The 17,501-nt window shown below is 31.5% G+C and carries 10 protein-coding genes and 1 tRNA gene; 3 read left to right on the forward strand and 8 right to left on the reverse strand.

The window, feature by feature from the left end; translation table 11 throughout:
• Positions 1 to 5: 5 nt before the first annotated feature.
• The 4 genes from rplU to KTT71_RS03115 all read right to left on the reverse strand — a co-directional run bounded on the left by rplU (position 6) and on the right by KTT71_RS03115 (position 3,270).
• Positions 6 to 317 (reverse strand): 50S ribosomal protein L21, encoded by a 312-nt coding sequence (gene rplU, locus KTT71_RS03100; protein ID WP_216782387.1) that lies wholly within the window; start codon positions 315 to 317, stop codon positions 6 to 8.
• 894 nt (positions 318 to 1,211) lie between these two features.
• A complete protein-coding gene (locus KTT71_RS03105) occupies positions 1,212 to 1,454 on the reverse strand; it encodes a DUF1145 domain-containing protein (RefSeq protein WP_216782388.1) in 243 nt (80 codons plus the stop codon).
• Position 1,455: 1 nt separating this feature from the next.
• Entirely contained in the window at positions 1,456 to 2,049 is a 594-nt protein-coding gene (gene rsmD, locus KTT71_RS03110) for a 16S rRNA (guanine(966)-N(2))-methyltransferase RsmD (RefSeq protein ID WP_216782389.1), read from the reverse strand.
• 1,145 nt (positions 2,050 to 3,194) lie between these two features.
• A tRNA-Phe gene (locus KTT71_RS03115) sits at positions 3,195 to 3,270 on the reverse strand.
• 995 nt (positions 3,271 to 4,265) lie between these two features.
• Here KTT71_RS03115 and yihA point away from each other — a divergent pair.
• Together yihA and prfC are read left to right on the forward strand one after the other, a co-directional pair.
• Positions 4,266 to 4,889 carry a ribosome biogenesis GTP-binding protein YihA/YsxC gene (gene yihA, locus KTT71_RS03120; protein WP_216782769.1) on the forward strand — a complete coding sequence of 208 codons (624 nt, stop codon included), beginning with the start codon at positions 4,266 to 4,268 and terminating at the stop codon, positions 4,887 to 4,889.
• A gap of 1,769 nt (positions 4,890 to 6,658) precedes the next feature.
• Positions 6,659 to 8,248, forward strand: coding sequence for a peptide chain release factor 3 (prfC, locus tag KTT71_RS03125; protein WP_216782390.1), 1,590 nt, complete (start codon positions 6,659 to 6,661; stop codon positions 8,246 to 8,248).
• A gap of 1,307 nt (positions 8,249 to 9,555) precedes the next feature.
• Here the strand turns inward: prfC and ispH are convergent.
• The 4 genes from ispH to ribF form a co-directional block, all read right to left on the reverse strand.
• Positions 9,556 to 10,509 carry a 4-hydroxy-3-methylbut-2-enyl diphosphate reductase gene (gene ispH, locus KTT71_RS03130; RefSeq protein WP_216782391.1) on the reverse strand — a complete coding sequence of 318 codons (954 nt, stop codon included), beginning with the start codon at positions 10,507 to 10,509 and terminating at the stop codon, positions 9,556 to 9,558.
• A 431-nt stretch (positions 10,510 to 10,940) separates the two neighbouring features.
• Positions 10,941 to 11,435 carry a signal peptidase II gene (lspA, locus tag KTT71_RS03135; RefSeq protein ID WP_216782392.1) on the reverse strand — a complete coding sequence of 165 codons (495 nt, stop codon included), beginning with the start codon at positions 11,433 to 11,435 and terminating at the stop codon, positions 10,941 to 10,943.
• 13 nt (positions 11,436 to 11,448) lie between these two features.
• A complete protein-coding gene (gene ileS / locus KTT71_RS03140; RefSeq protein ID WP_216782393.1) occupies positions 11,449 to 14,307 on the reverse strand; it encodes an isoleucine--tRNA ligase in 2,859 nt (952 codons plus the stop codon).
• 90 nt (positions 14,308 to 14,397) lie between these two features.
• Positions 14,398 to 15,336: a bifunctional riboflavin kinase/FAD synthetase gene (gene ribF, locus KTT71_RS03145; protein ID WP_216782394.1), complete on the reverse strand. Its 939-nt coding sequence runs from the start codon at positions 15,334 to 15,336 to the stop codon at positions 14,398 to 14,400.
• A 272-nt stretch (positions 15,337 to 15,608) separates the two neighbouring features.
• On the opposite strand from ribF, the gene KTT71_RS03150 reads away from it, so the two are divergent.
• Entirely contained in the window at positions 15,609 to 15,848 is a 240-nt protein-coding gene (locus KTT71_RS03150) for an LPP leucine zipper domain-containing protein (protein WP_216782770.1), read from the forward strand.
• The last annotated feature ends 1,653 nt before the right edge of the window (positions 15,849 to 17,501 follow it).

Genomic DNA, 17,501 nt, shown 5'->3' on the forward strand with positions numbered 1-17,501 from the left:
ATAAATTACATTCTGATTGCAGTGATCTTAACATCGGTGAACCATTGACGATGCCCTTGTTGTTTTCGATAATGCTTGCGGCGACGGAACTTAATAATGGATATTTTCTGAGCACGACCGTGTGCAATAATTTTAGCTTCAACTTGACAGCCAGGAACAAATGGACAGCCTATCTTTACAGTGTCTCCATTAGAGACCATCAAGATTTCGTTAAATTGAATCGTTTCACCCATTGCAATATTAAGTTTTTCCACACGAATCGTTTGACTTTCTCTGACTCGATGTTGTTTACTACCACTTAGGAAAACCGCGTACATATATACTCCGAATGACAGCACTCTTGGTATTTTTCCAAGATACGTTATAAACCCCTGCAATGAAGGGCGGTTGATTATACGCAAATATAATTTATAAAACAAATCATCTTTACGGTAGAAAATAATAAAACAAGTTCGATTAATTCTATTTCTGATAGACGTAATGATTGATTATAATTTAATTTTGTAGATTATTTATATTATAATTATTAATTTATAATGTTAGTTATATATAAAAATAATTTCTAGGTAAATTAAATGAAATATGCTTACCGTATTTTAGTAATTAAATATACTTAATATTCAGCATACTGATTAATATCAGTGGATTAAGTGTTTATTCTGATCTCTTGATAAATGTTAAAACAACTGAGGGCAATGAACACTAGTGATATTCATATTTATCCATTTTGATTATTATCTATTAAATGTTTTTTCATAGGTTTTTGTTAATCTTTTAGTATCTATTCAGTTGATATTTCGCTCATAATTTGTAGCATAATAAATGCTTTTGTTCTTTTTAGGCTTGGTGATTTGTGGTCAAATAAAGACTATATATTATTATCCCGTTTAAACATCCGAAAGAAATTAGATCTACCCAAAAACAAAAAGAGAAGAACTAAATGAATTTTTTATATATTTAAGATCTAAAAACATACGATAATAACGGTCATTACATGCATAACAATAAAAGATACTCTATGGATCAAATAGGATTAAAATAAATCTTATTATACATGAATACTAGACTTTTTGTAAAGTTTCTCGGATCATTACGAGGTCTAGTCCTTAACTATCTAGTATTACTCAGAATATTCTAGATTCGGTTTAACTAAAATATTTAGTAAGATATTTTTAAAAAATTGAAAATTAGACTATAATGTTCATTAAGATCTAATCCAGCAGCTCAAAAACACCAAATAAAAAGATACGTACTGTCTGCCATTTGCTTATTTTAGGGTTGTCTTGCATGAAAAGTGCTTTTAGGAGCATAATCTGTAATACATGCATAAATATCATGAAAAATAATGCAATATTCATAAAAATATTGAGCGGACGTACATATGGATGAAAAGTATTAAATAACATAAAACCCCATAAGACCGACATGAGCAAACGGCCAAGATTAATTCTCATTCTACTTTCCTTGTATCAGAGCACCACGCTTATATAAGCTATAGGAAACTTGGCCAGATACTTTTTTGCGATAAACATTCCAGTGCAGAGGAATATTTTTGGGAGAATTTTCAGTTTCACTCTCAACATATATATAAGCATGTTCAGTTAACCAACCATTATTTTCTAACAGCATCACAGTTTCAGGTAATAATCCTTTGCGGAACGGAGGATCTAGGAAAGCTACATGATACGGTATTCCAGGACATAACAACCATTTGAGGGCGTCAGTATGTTGTACTGTAACTTTATCAGTATTAATCAACGCTACGTTCTTTTTTAATTGAGCCGCAATTATGTGATTATATTCTAATAATGTTGCATGAGCAGCATGGCGAGATAAAGCCTCAAAACCTAAAGATCCGCTACCGGCAAAACAATCTAGACAGCGAGTTCCCTTAATAACTGGAGCTAACCAATTAAATAGGGTTTCACGAATTCGATCTTTAGTTGGTCTAAGGCCAGGCATATCTGGTGTAGAAAACTTTCGACCACGCCATAAGCCACTAATTATGCGTATTTTCCTGCTATTTTGGGATACATATCTCTTTTTCATAATTACAGCATTAAAAAAATTATATAAAAACTTTAATTTATAATTGGATAATTTTATTAAATATATTTAGTTTTTATAGGATGTTACCATTAAATTAGTTGAGTGACCTACAAAAGATAGATATCTCCAAGATACCAGTAGGGATTTCATATCAATTTACTATCTCTTATTGATTGCTTAAAACCACTGAACTGAGGTTTGGCTGCATAAGTTATGTCATTCAAAATTATAGACAATAACTTTCATTTCATTGAACGCAATAGAATACTATTCTAGATCAAAAATATTCATAATATAAACTTGTAAAATTATGTAGACTATATAAAATATCACCCAAATCTTACATACGTAAGATTAGCCTCCTAATTATTATACTGATTTTTATTCTATAAAATGACTAGATAAAAATAAATCTCAGTACACAAAAATTATGGCAATAAGTCATTTTGATCTTTTTTATGCTTTCATATTCTAACTTGTTAGAAACGAATAAAGATAAGACAATATGCTATTTACATACATAAAGTATGCATGAAAAACATCTTATTAGGTTAATAACTGACGCATCTTATATATATCTGATGATATAATTACATCACCATTCTAATACCAATAATTTTGAGTATAATACCGTATTTAAAATAAGTTAGACTATATATTTATCATGATGTAAGTAGTAGGCGTTTTAGCACTTCTAATGTCTTATGTATCTATACATCAATATAAAATATATTAATGCTCTTCTAGGCAGACAAAAAAATTAAATAATACTTAGCCAATTTTCTATCTAACATAAGACTGATATTAACTGTATGTACTCATCTGTCATCATAATTATTCTTAAAAGTATCTTGATATTTAGATTATAAAACTTTTAGAGGTATTTAACTAATTCAGAATACATGAATAATACAACCTATTGGTAATATACGATCTAGGAAAATAAATAAGACAAATAATGCCGAGTATATTTGGAAAAAAATACTCTAAAATAGTATTTTTTATCTTTTTGATCTTAGAAAATAAAATTATACTAAGATATTGCTATTTTAAACATGCTTGCTGTCTTGTGAGACAGCATCTGCTAAATTTAAGAATATCAATATCTTATTCACATCATAATACATTATTAATAACCATTAATATGGTGCCCGGGCTCGGAATTGAACCAAGGACACGGGGATCTTCAATCCCCTGCTCTACCTACTGAGCTACCCGGGCAACTAGATTAGTGTCTTTAATTACAGAGCAATTGTCAACATATATTAGCTACTAACTAAAGTCAGTAGCTAATATATGTTGATTAAGAATCAATTAATCTATAGAGCGCTTAAACTTAATCAGAAATATTATTTTAATAAAATCAGTATTTCACATAATCTTTAAAATCAGACGTTATGATAAATCAGGATATTAAAGATTTTTATAATTAAGAATGAAATATTGCTAAATTGATAATTTAAATTTGACGAAAATATCACACCTAAAAGTATTATGTAGTTCATGACTTGATAGCAAGGACGAGCTGATGTAACCTACATATATTATACGCTATAATAATCTTTATTATTAACAATATTTTCCGACTATCAGCATGATACTATAGATAGTCAATATGTTATAACGAACATCAGGGAATATAATAAATCATATTTATAATCTTTAATCTAAAGAGATCATAAGTATGCAGATTGACCGTCATTATTCTGTCTAAGAATCCAAATATTGGAGCCTACTTATATTCATCAAAGATACCTAAAATATACTATAATAGTATTAATTTGGCTATGCCCTGAATATATAATAGAATTAATATTACAAGCTATTATAGCTGTTTAGAGATTTATTGAGATCATAAAAAGAGTATGCCATTGATATTAAAATAATTAAAAATATTTTGAATATAAAAACTGAAGATTGTAATTTACAAATCAGATCATCAAATAGAATCAATTTATAGTTAGAAGCATGCTTTAATTAAGCTTTTACTTAAATTATATAATATGTCAAGGAGTATCTGGTAGTAAATACTAGTGATGAATAACTGCTTATAATTTGATTTGATCTCTCTCATAAAGACTGATAAGTTCTTTAAAATCTTGCAATCATTCTCGTAACAGAAAAGTCATTTACTATCCATTAAAAATAAATTTACAGAAAACTCTGTAAAATATGCTATAATCCTCTTTATGCGCCTATCTATTTTTATAAAAGAGATGCATGTTTTGAACTATCTAACTCATAATTATCATGTTACTCGTTTCTTAAAAAGTACTCCTAATATTTATGCATTACTTCAGGGCGTTGGTATAGAAGTAGCGTTTATAGGACGATCGAACGCTGGTAAATCTAGCGCTATAAATACACTATCTAACCAGAAGAGCTTAGCACGTACTAGCAAAAATCCTGGTAGCACTAGGCTTATCAACCAATTTGAAGTAACCGATGGAGCACGCCTTATTGACTTACCTGGCTATGGTTACACACTAGCACCAAAACCAAGAAAGAACCAATGGCTTAGAGAACTAGGTGAATACTTAAAAAACAGTCAATGTTTGAAAGGAATAGTTTTGTTGATGGATATCCGACACCCCTTGCAAGGTCTTGATCAGCAAATTATTCAATGGGCCTCTGATTTTGAACGACCACTTATATTACTACTGACTAAAGCTGATAAATTAACTTATACCGCAAGTCGAGATCAAGTAAATATCGTACGCAAAGCCATGTTACCCATACTAGGAGATGCTCCAATTGAAGCATTTTCTTCTCTGAAAAAATTAGGCATAGATAAATTAACAGAAAGACTAAATATGTGGTTTAGCGGACTTATGTTATAAAAAGTATATTGCAAGAAGATATAAAAGAAGATAAAGAACAATACGAATATAGATATACATATGGAGTGATATCAGCGTATTCTAGAATTCTACTGACTGCAACGGATGTAATTTTATAAATCCCAAAATAATATTTTAATTTTATAATATACTATCTTAATAAGATTATGCATTTTACCTCTAACCTCGATAAATATATTTATTTCTCTTGATTTCTCTTGATGATTTTTATTGAAAAACGGCAATAAATATAATTAATATATTGATTAATAGTTTAAAACTCGGATTAAGAGTGAGGTCAGTTATGTTAGCTGCTAACAGCAATATTAAGAGATTTCTATGAGAAAAATAAAAACAAGTATAAATAAAAAATTACATTATATATCAAGGATATATCTAATTTCTATGATTTTCTGTAGAAAACTGATAATTCTATAAATGTCACGTTCAAGATATATCAGTCTAACAACAGCACTTAGTATTACTTCAATAAGTATAAACGAGGTTTAAAAAGGGTAATAATATTCATTTCTACTATAAGCTTCTATTAATATCCAGAAAACAACTTAAATTGAGAGCGGTTAAGTTTTATTTAATTTTTTCCAAAATATTGAGAGGTCTTGCGAGTAATAAAGTTACTATTACGAGGTTACAATAAAAAAGTATTGAATAATTTTAAATTAGTTAGCATGTTATCTTCTAATAAAGAGATATTCATAATCAAAATTCTGAACATAAGAAATGCTGTATTAAATATGTAAGGAGTATGAAGTTATTACATGTTATATATTTTTATAAAATAGCCGTATACTAAGTTATAAGCAGTCTGGATTCTATAACAAGATAATTCAATTGAATTAGCATGACTCATGATTTATTTTACGTAATACAAAGATCATATAATTTCTTATAAATAAAATATATTGCCAAAGTATATGCCTGCCCTTAAGATTTTTAGTCTAAATTACTCTCCTCAATCAATCAAATGATTAATTATCATATCGCATATGCTCAAAGAACTAGTTACGAAATTTACCCTTATATACTTATTACAGTAAAATCTATTTTAGGCTACTAGTATTTCCCGATTAAAATAAGATCAAATATACATAATGCTCACTACTAATCTTATTTTTTCTTATTAGAACATTATCACCTTGATGAATATTTTAATATAGACAGAAAAAGAATCAGTTTTATATACGATTCTCTGGTTTATTAAAGTTAAGAAAATTATCATGGTTCATGCTTTTAAACTATAAAATATTATATATCATTTTATATATAAAAACATATAGAGTTCTAATTTTGGAATGCAGCATAATACACCTTTATTAAAAATATATTATATGCTAAAATTCTATTAATATTCATGAAAGGCTCAGGATATAGAGCATCAATAATATAAGTATATTATCACCCTTAAATTTTGTATTGTATAATATTATTTATCCCTTGCTAACGAATAAACTAATCAGTCATTGATAACAGCAGTTATAAAGTTTAAATTTTAATAAAATTAATTGTTATCCTGCCTAAATTAAGGGGATCAACCCAAGTACATCATATAAATTCACAGCATATATGATGAGCAATTAGCGTTTCTTTATTTAGTAGAGTTATCATTGATAACCCCGCTATTTAACTAATGAAATTAATACTGGTTAGCCAGTATTAAGCTATAATAATTTTATTACTGCTTAGCGCATTAACGTATCATCTTAATTATGAACACAAGTGCAAAGTCACCAACCATAGAACGTTAAAATATGTCATATAATAAATATTATAACGAAATAGTAAAACGCCGCAATTTTGCAATCATTTCTCATCCTGATGCCGGTAAAACTACTATAACTGAAAAAATTCTATTATTTGGAGGAGCCATTCAGAAAGCAGGAACAGTAAAAGGCCGGGGATCAAAACAACACGCAAAGTCAGACTGGATGGAAATAGAAAAACAACGGGGCATTTCTGTTACTACATCAGTCATGCAATTCCCTTATAATAACTGTTTAATCAATTTGCTTGATACACCAGGGCATGAAGATTTTTCAGAAGATACTTACCGCACACTCACTGCTGTTGATAGCTGTTTGATGATCATAGATGCTGCAAAAGGTGTTGAAGACCGCACACGCAAACTAATAGAAATTACACGTATGCGTGATACGCCAATAATAACTTTCATGAATAAATTAGATCGTGAAACTCTAAATTCGATCGAGTTAATTGATGCAGTAGAAAAAGAGCTGCGTATTTTATGTACCCCTATTACATGGCCGATAGGCTGTGGTAAATCTTTTAAAGGTGTTTATCACCTTTATCAAGATACAACCTATCTCTATAAAACAGGTCAAGGACATACTATTCAAGAAGTTTTGATAATCAAAGGTCTAGATAATACAATTTTAGAAAAAACCGTAGGAGAAGATTTTGCTAAACAACTACGGAGTGAATTAGACCTCATAAAAGCCGCATTCGCCCAATTTGATAAAGATTCATTTTTAAATGGTTCACTAACGCCGCTATTTTTTGGTACTGCATTAGGAAATTTTGGTATAGACCATATGCTAGATTCTTTAGTAGAGTGGGCTCCAGCGCCAATGTCGCGTAAAACGGATACTCGCAAAGTTAAGGCTTCAGAAGAGCAATTTACTGGCTTTGTATTTAAGATCCAAGCTAATATGGATCCTAAGCATCGTGACCGTATAGCTTTTATGCGTGTTGTATCAGGACATTATGAAAAAAACATGAAACTTTATCACGTTCGTGCTAGGAAAAAAGTTGTTATAGCTAATGCGCTTACTTTTATGGCAGGAGATCGTACAAATCTGCAAGAAGCATATGCAGGAGATATTATTGGCTTATATAATCACGGTAATATTCAAATCGGTGACACCTTTACTCAGGGTGAGAATATAAATTTTATCGGTATTCCTAACTTTGCTCCGGAATTGTTTCGTAAAATTAGCTTATGTGATCCCCTAAAACAAAAACAACTATTGAAAGGCTTAATACAACTTTCAGAGGAGGGTGCAGTACAAGTATTTCGGCCAATTCATAACAATAATTTAATAGTTGGTGCAATTGGTATGCTTCAATTTGAAGTTGTAGTCTCACGTCTAAAAAGTGAATACAACGTTGAAGCGATCTACGAATTCATCAATATCTCAACAGCCCGTTGGATTGAATGTAATGATGCAAAAAAATTAGAATTATTTAAACGTAAGCATGAACTGCATCTAGCATTAGATGAAAGTGGTAATTTAACATATATCGCACCAACTATAATCAACCTTAATATGATGATTGAACGCTATCCTGAAATAAAATTTAGCAAAAATCGTGAACATTAATTATTTTCGTAAATCATTTTCTATTCAACGTAATATTTGTTAACTTCAGAAGATTGACAATACTATATTTATAAATAGGGAACGAGCGCCTACAAATTATAATCGATACTAGATATATAGCAAAATTACTGTATTGTATCTTTCAGATATCTAATAAAGATGTCATAATCAAAGCCAAAATATAGTCTTGATATATAAGTAAATTATGTATAAAATTAATTAATTTTATACATATCAACTTTATTAAAAGTATATAAGATATATGATAATATCAAGTATATTTATTAATAAACTTGATATTATAGCCTACTCTAAATTCAATATACGGCAACAATAATCGCATGAGATAGCCTAGCTACTTTCTGTGATATTTAACTTAATTAATAAAAGATTGATAATATTTTTATATTTACTGAAAATTATACACTTACCACTTATTAAGAAATATTAAAAAATTAATATTATAATCCCTAAATACATAGATTAGATTTATATGTAAATGCGCGGATTTGCTCTGTATGATGCACAGTGTTATACCATCAAGGAGAGGGGATCCTAAAAATATAATAACCTGTAATTCCGGATCAGATGCATCCCTATTGCAATACATTGGACTTTATGCACAATATAAGATCTTTTATAAATCTTGTGAAGACTTAAGTACAACGCAAAAAAATTACCTTTATTTCTAATATTATATAAAAAAGGAAAAGTAATCAATAATTGGAGTATCTGTAGAGAAATGTATAAACATAAGATAATAATTTCTGTGTAAACAAAACTATATAAGTTTTATATAGTCTATCTTTAGATATGATTAGTTGCTATTAGATAAGCAATAAGTTAAGCGGAAATATGATCTTTTCTTTAGGTGTCACATAATAAATTGCCAAACTATTGAAATAAATAATACTAAATCGTATGCCAGGTATGATAGAAAAGATGCTTCTTCAAGCATTAAATAGATTGTTATCTTTTGTAGAAGATAGGCAAAGTCAAATTTATTTACTAAATGATAGTATTTTTATTTTTAAAAATATTCAATACTAAAAAATATACATCTTATAAATAAAACATGTAATTAAAATTTTTTAATATCAATTAACAAATTTCTATAATAACGATACTTTTATTCTAAATCCATATACTTTACTTTTATACTGTATCATTGAAATCAGATTTGTCACTAAGGTAATTAAGCATATCTTGTAATATACATATACTTTATTGTAGCATACTACTTGTAATTAAAAGCATCAATAAAATTAGTAAATCTCATAATCTTATCCATATCGCACAAATAACTGCTAATAGATATAATCTAGATTTATACGCAGTTCTTGCGGTATTCCAAAAAAAATATTTTCTTCACGACCTAGCAACTCAACTGGAGATCCACCTCCAAACATCTGAAGATGCTTAATAACATCTTGCACCAATACTTCAGGAGCAGAAGCTCCTGCAGTTACACCAATACAGTTTATACCTTCAAGCCATTCATTACGAATGTCTTGGGAAGAGTCAATCAAAAACGACAGTATTCCAGTGCTTCTTGCAAGTTCAGCTAGACGGTTTGAGTTAGATGAATTTTTAGAACCAACTACTAGAACTACTTCAGATGCAGCAGCCAAATTAAGTACAGCTTCCTGACGATTAATAGTTGCATAGCAAATATCATCTTTGCGTGGACCTATAATACTTGGAAAACGTTTTCGTAAAACATTAATAATTTCTTGAGTTTTGCTAACAGATAGAGTAGTTTGGGTCATAAAATAGAGATGATCTTGGTTTTTAACCTGCAGATTCCAGACGTCCTCTTGAGATTCTACTAGATATATCCCCCCTTCCTTATTACTATACTGACCCATAGTACCTTTGACTTCTGGATGTCCCATATGCCCAATAAAAATGACTTCAGTACCGTTACGACTGGCGCGGACTACTTCCATATGAACTTTGGTTACCAATGGACACGTAGCATCAAATAGCATCGTTAAATTTCGTGATTTAGCTTCTGCGCGCACTTTTTGAGAAACACCATGAGCAGAAAAAATTAGAATGTTATTATCAGGAACATCACTAATATTTTCAATAAAAACAGCCCCGAGATTACGCAGACTATTTCCTACATACTCGTTATGCACTACTTCATGACAAACATAAATTGGCGAACCGTAAAGTTCTAGTGCGCGTTTTACAATACTAATCGCTCGATCAACACCAGCACAGAAACCGCGAGGATTAGCTAATAGGATTTGCATTAAATACCTCTTTTTGTCAAGATTAAAATTCCTGAGTTAAAGATTAAAACATTTCATAAAATGATGATGGTTACCATGATTATTTATATAAATAGCATTTAACATACTCTAAACCAGTGCTTGCTATATTCTCTGTCCTTTGGCTACTAGTACCTGTACATTAGTAAAATTACGGCTAGTAAATACCTGGGATACGTGAGTCTTATTATGGAAAATCATTGTGTAACAGATTGCATAGTAACTTGAGGAATTATTGTCCTCTAGAATACTAAAATGAATTTATAGCAATTCATAATCTGTTTTATCCTAAGAGGACTTAGAAACTAGTACAGCAATAAATGTATCAATAGTTATAAGAATCACCATCTGTGGTAAGGTGTATCGAGGATATATAGGGGATATATTATTGTTCTGCATTTTTTGTATGGGTACTAGTAATTTATTGACTTAAACGGCCTCTTTCTTTCAAAAATCATTAATATAGCACCAAAACAAATTGTACAATCTGCAAAATTAAATGTAGCAAAATGCCACACGCCAGTATAAAAGTCGATCATATCAATGATAAATCCATGATAGATACGATCATATAGATTACCTAGTGCACCCCCTATAATTAGTGAACAAGCGATATTTTTTATTTTTTTCTTAGCACTCATTCGATACATCATCAGCAATAATAATCCGCAAACCCCAATGCTAATGCTGGCAAAAACCCATCTTTGCCAGCCACTACAATCTCCAAATAAGCTAAAAGCTGCACCATAGTTACGGACATAATGTAAATTTAAGCATGGCAGCAGTGCTTTAGTTTTACCTAAAGAAAAATTTTGCAGAATACAATATTTGCTAAATAAATCTATTATTAACACAAGCATTACTAACCAGAGCCATCGTAAACCCGTAGACATAATTAATGTTTTCATAGCACTTTCCTCATTACGCAAATTTACGTTTTTCTCCCTTACCTATTACATTAGTCTCACATCTTGGACATAAATCTGGATGTATAGGATTACATCGAATTTTAGTATAAAAATGCCAACAACGTGGGCATTTATAGCCATCAGCCTTTATACAAAAAATCTTTAGTCTTTGAAACATATTGCTTTCCACTGCATCAGCGGGTGCATTTTCTAATGGCTCAACCTGAGCGCTAGACGTGAGCATAACAAAGCGCAATTCATCTTCTAGGCTATTCAGCTGATATAGCAAATTATTATCTACATACAATATAACTCTAGCTTCTAGAGAACTGCCTACACGTTTTTCTTGACGGGCTTGTTCAATCACCTTGTTTACTTCTGCACGCACCTCTATTATATTCGTCCAGAATTCATTATTCATTAACTCCGCATCCATCAACCCAAACAACCCTTGATACCATTCTTCAGTAAAGACAAAATCGGCACGTTCGCCCGGAATATACCGCCATAACTCATCAGAAGTAAAAGATAAAATTGGGGCAATCCATCTCACCAACGCTTCAATAATATGGAATAATGCCGTTTGACAGCTGCGGCGCGAAATACTATCTCTTTTCGTAGTGTACTGACGGTCTTTAATAATATCTAGATAAAAAGCACCCATCTCAACTGAACAAAATTGCAAAACACGTTGAATAACTTTATGAAACTCGTACTTCTCGTAAGAATCCACAATCTCTTTCTGTGCATGCATAGCACGCTCAACTGCCCAGCGATCAAGCACCACCATGTCTTCCGGCTGCACTATATGCAGTTGTGGATCAAAACTATTTAGGTTTGCTAGCAAAAAGCGCGCGGTGTTACGAATACGTCGATAGGAATCGGAGGAATTTTTTAAAACATCATTTGATACTATAATTTCACCGGTATAATCAGTAGAAGCAGCCCAAAGACGCAGAATATCACCACCAAAATTATTCACTACATCCTGGGGGCTTACTGTATTACCAAGAGATTTGGACATTTTCCGTCCTTTAGGATCTACCGTGAAGCCATGAGTAAGCACCTGACGATAAGGAGCCTTACCTTTAATTGCAGTAGATATTATAAGAGATGACATAAACCAACCGCGATGTTGATCAGATCCTTCGAGGTATATGTCTACGATATTGCCATTAAACTCAGGGCGCATATCAACTACTGATACACTAGTTGAGCCAGAATCAAACCATACATCTAAGGTATCAGGTATTTTTTCGTACTGATCGGCTTCTACACCCAGGATATCTTGAATATCTACATCCCACCATGCCTGAATACCTTGTTTTTCTACAAGATTAGCTACTTTTTGCATTAATTCTATAGTCTGAGGATGAAGTTTATGTGTATCTTTATGAATAAACATAGACATTGGCACACCCCAAGTGCGCTGACGTGATATACACCAATCAGGTCGGTTCAATAACATACTTTCTATACGAGCTTTCCCCCATGAGGGGATCCAGCCGCTAAACCCTGTTGTTTTCAGATTAATGCGCTCTATCTTGTCAATTTCCGCAAGAGCCTTCTCTCGAAGTCCTTTCTGATCCATGCTGATAAACCACTGCGGAGTAGCACGAAAGAAAATTGGTTTTTTATGACGCCAACAGCATGGATAGCTATGGCTTATTTTTTCAACATGTAGTAGTGCATCATGCTCTCTAAGAAGTTTTATCACTACATCATTACCCTTAAATATAAAACAACCATCGAGGCTATTTATGCCAGAATACGTACCACTGAGGTAACAACCGTTCGATCCGACAAGATTTGCAGTTTCTAAGCTATATTTCTGACCTATAATATAGTCATCAGGACCATGAGCAGGAGCAATGTGTACAGCACCTGTACCTACTTCAATTGTAATCCCTTCATGTAGAACAATGGGCACACTGAAATCCATAAAAGGATGTTGACATTGTTGTAATTCTAGATCAGCACCCTTACAACAACCTAGTACGGTCCACGAAAGGATACCTAATAGCTTCATAACACTTTCAACCCGATTAGTAGCTAATATTAAACATTCACCTTCAATATTAATCAGTTGGTACTCAAATTCAGGATGAAGAGAAACTGCACGATTTGCTGGCATTGTCCAAGGCGTTGTAGTCCAAATTAGCACGTAACATTTGCCTTCAAAATTTTTTACTCCTAATTTAGTTAAAATTGCTTCTTTATTTATCAAAGAAAAGCGCACGTACATAGATAACGAAGTTGTGTCATAGTATTCAACTTCGGCTTCAGCCAGTGAAGATTCACATTCGGGGCACCAGTGCACTGGCTTGGCACCTTTTATGAGATGACCATTCTCTGCTATTTTAGCTAATGTACGAATTATGTTAGCTTCAGTTTTAAAATCCATTGTCAGATATGCATGATCCCAATCACCAAGGACTCCAAGGCGTTTGAAATCAGCTTTTTGGTCTTCAACTTGCTCGATAGCATATTCTCGACATTTAGCACGGAATTCAGAAGCAGTGCACTTATCTCCTGGCTTACCAATTAATTTCTCAACTTTTAATTCAATAGGTTGACCATGACAATCCCAACCAGGAATATAAGGTGCGTCAAATCCGCTCAGCCCTTTAGATTTAATAACAATATCTTTCAGAATCTTATTTAGTGAGTGACCAATATGAATACTACCGTTTGCATAAGGAGGGCCGTCATGCAAAATAAAATTTTTTTTCCCCTTTTTTGCTTTACGTATCATTCCGTATAGATCACGCTCATACCAATGTTGCAGTATAAAAGGTTCAAACCTGACAAGATTGCCCCGCATAGGAAAACCTGTTTCTGGCAAGTTTAACGTATTCTTATAATCATTCATTAGATCCTCAATTCTGTTTTAAGACGTATTATTATTCAAGAAAAGTTCTCACCTAATATCAATATGTTTAATATGAACATATGATAGCAATTATACTGAACTAGCCAATCCAAAAAATTTACGGGTAGTCAAAACATCATTCGCTATTTGCTGCTTTAATGCCTTAAGAGAAACAAAGCGCTGCTCATTACGCAATTTTGCGCGCAGCACCACATCTAAATGATATCCATAAAGATCCATCATCTTATCTAATAAATGGACTTCTAACTGCTGACTTATGCCTGAAAATGTTGGGCGTATTCCAATGTTTGCAACTCCTGGTAATGGTTCCGGGGCAATACCATAAACATCAACAACATAGACACCTTGCACTGGTGCGACCAACCATCTCAGTCGCATATTAGCTGTTGGAAAACCAATTGTTCTACCAATTTTATCACCGTGCACAACACGCCCAGAGATGCTATATGGGCGACCTAACATGCTTTCAGCCAAAGAAAAATTGTCTTCCCGTAATGCGTGTCGAATGGCAGTGCTGCTAATACGCTTGTTACCTTCCCGGAAACTACTAGATGTTATAACCGTGAATCCTAACTTATCTCCCGACTTTTTCAATAAATCATAGTTACCTTGTCGCTCTGCACCAAAACGAAAATCATCACCTACCATTAGGTATTTTACGCCAAGCTGTTCAACTAGTAACTTTTCGAGGAAGTGATGAGGTAAGGTAGCTGCAAAATCTAGATTAAAGCGAATGCATAGAAGATAATCGACTCCCGCATGTGCTAGATGCTGACATTTATCGCGTAACTGGGTTAGCCGCGCCGGCGCTTTGTCTATTCCGAGTACCTCTAATGTCTGGGGTTCGAAGATCATTACCATAACTGGTAATCCTAAACGATTACCTTCATATTTTAACTGGGCAAGCAGTCCTTGGTGACCGCGGTGCACGCCATCGAAATTACCAATTGTTAAAATACAGCTATAATGACGTGCCCGTAGATTATAAATGCCACGAATTAGCTCCATATCCAGCTCAACATTATAAATCAGCCAATTTATGACTGATACATAAACTAAAATTACCTAGGGATTATAAATATATAGTAACTAGCCACCATAAGTTCAATAGGTTCTGGTTAGTATGATATTATGTCTGCTTTTATACTCTTTATGCATTTAAAAGAGAGATTAAAACGAATATTTCATTCGTATACTGTAAAAATATTCTCTTTAGAAAAAAGTTTATGTCATAATATATGATGTTACGTAAGCATTAAATCAATTTAGAGGGTTTTATGATGAATTGTACTAAAATATTACTACTTAGTTCCCTAAGTCTAGCATCTACTATGCTGGTTGGATGTGCTAGTAATGCTAAAATAGACCAACTGTATACTAATATTCAAAATTTAGACAATAAATGCGCTCAGCTCAGTGACGACATTAACTCAATGCGTAGTGATGTTCAAACTGCTAAAGAAGATTCAGTAAGAGCGAACCAGCGCTTAGATAATATGGCTCTTAAGCACAAGAAATAATATGTAGTGTAACATGGTAAAGCAAGTAGCTAACAAGTGCGACTTGCTTTACTATCTCTTATTACTGACAATTGCCCATAATCAAAATATTATACTACATATAGTAAACCGTTCATATACATGGCGGCGATTATACTACTATGAAAGCTTAAAGAATAGACATTAAAAGAAGAATAAAAGAAGTCACACTAGAATAATAAACTCATAAAAAGCATTTAAATGGTTCAGTGTGTTTTATTAAATAAATGATCCATAACAACTAACCTGCATTTAATCTACCTTATAACATGCAAATAAAATATTATTACTTTTTGAAAGATATTATTTTTATAACGACAATATCTCTTTAGTTATTATCTTAAGTAATAGCTAAATTATAATAAAATCTAGCATAAATATTAGGAAGTATAAGAATACGATCATAGTCTATCATCATTTAATATAAATAATATATTAAAGCAGCGATCTACCTTAGATCTTTAGCAGTTATCTGCATCCTGCAGAAGAAAAATAGTAAGTACTAATTAAGTATAACTATAAAAATAGTGTATTTTCTTGAAATATTGCTTAATTTTTTTTAAAGATTTAATATCAAATAAAATGCATAGTTAAAGGTAGCAGAGATTTACATTTATATGAGATGATATAAACCTATCACTATTATAGTATTTTGTTCTAGAATTACAGAAAATTATAAATATCAGTGAATTTCTTAATAGATTCAAGGGTAGACATATTAAGATTATTACTACTAGTGCTCCCAGAAAAACCGCAGTTATCTCATAAAGACATTCAGATTTAGGTCTCTTTTCGATTATGAGGACTAATAAAACTCACTGATGGTTCTATTGATTAATTATATTTACCGCTTAACTACCGAGTCTGCTTATATTATTACCTACGTTAGGAATAAGCATATTTAATACACATAATGATTTTATTTTAGAACTATCCTTTTGTGTGACTCCGCTTTATATTTCAATACATCCCGTTAAAATTCTATACAAAAATTATGTTAGACAGTAGCAAGTTATACTAAATATATAATATTATGAGGTACAACAATGTAATCATTGATACAATAGCATAAATTCATTACCAAAGATAAATAACCGTTATAATATATCCATATTGACAGATAAAACATTTTTCTATTATGTAAGGCAATAAGAAATTTTCTGTTAGCTAACCTAATGGTCATAATCACTATTTTAGGTACAACTTTCATCATGATGACAGATATTCAGGCAATTCAGATCAAAAATCTATGTGAGTTAATTGATGATATACAAACATTTACGACTTTAGCTTTTGAGATATAATGAGGGTATACACTACATAAAATAACCATAGATATCTCATTAGATTATACTTTTGAGATATAATGAGGGTATACACTACATAAAATAACCATAGATATCTCATTAGATTATAGATGACTACTCTACAGATAAAATTTTTTAGTATTCTTTTCTGATTTTGATGAAGCTAATATTTGTAATAATGATATAAAATTATTCATATGATATTAGATATACTCAAGAGCGAGTGATATGTTACATATTTAAAATTAAAAATCGATATATCCGCTAAACATTGCATAGATTTATTATGTTCTGAAAGTTTTTAGAATGTATTATTCAATTATATTAT

This window comes from Candidatus Profftia tarda, from assembly GCF_904848675.1.
Taxonomy (GTDB): Bacteria; Pseudomonadota; Gammaproteobacteria; order Enterobacterales; family Enterobacteriaceae; genus Profftia; species Profftia tarda.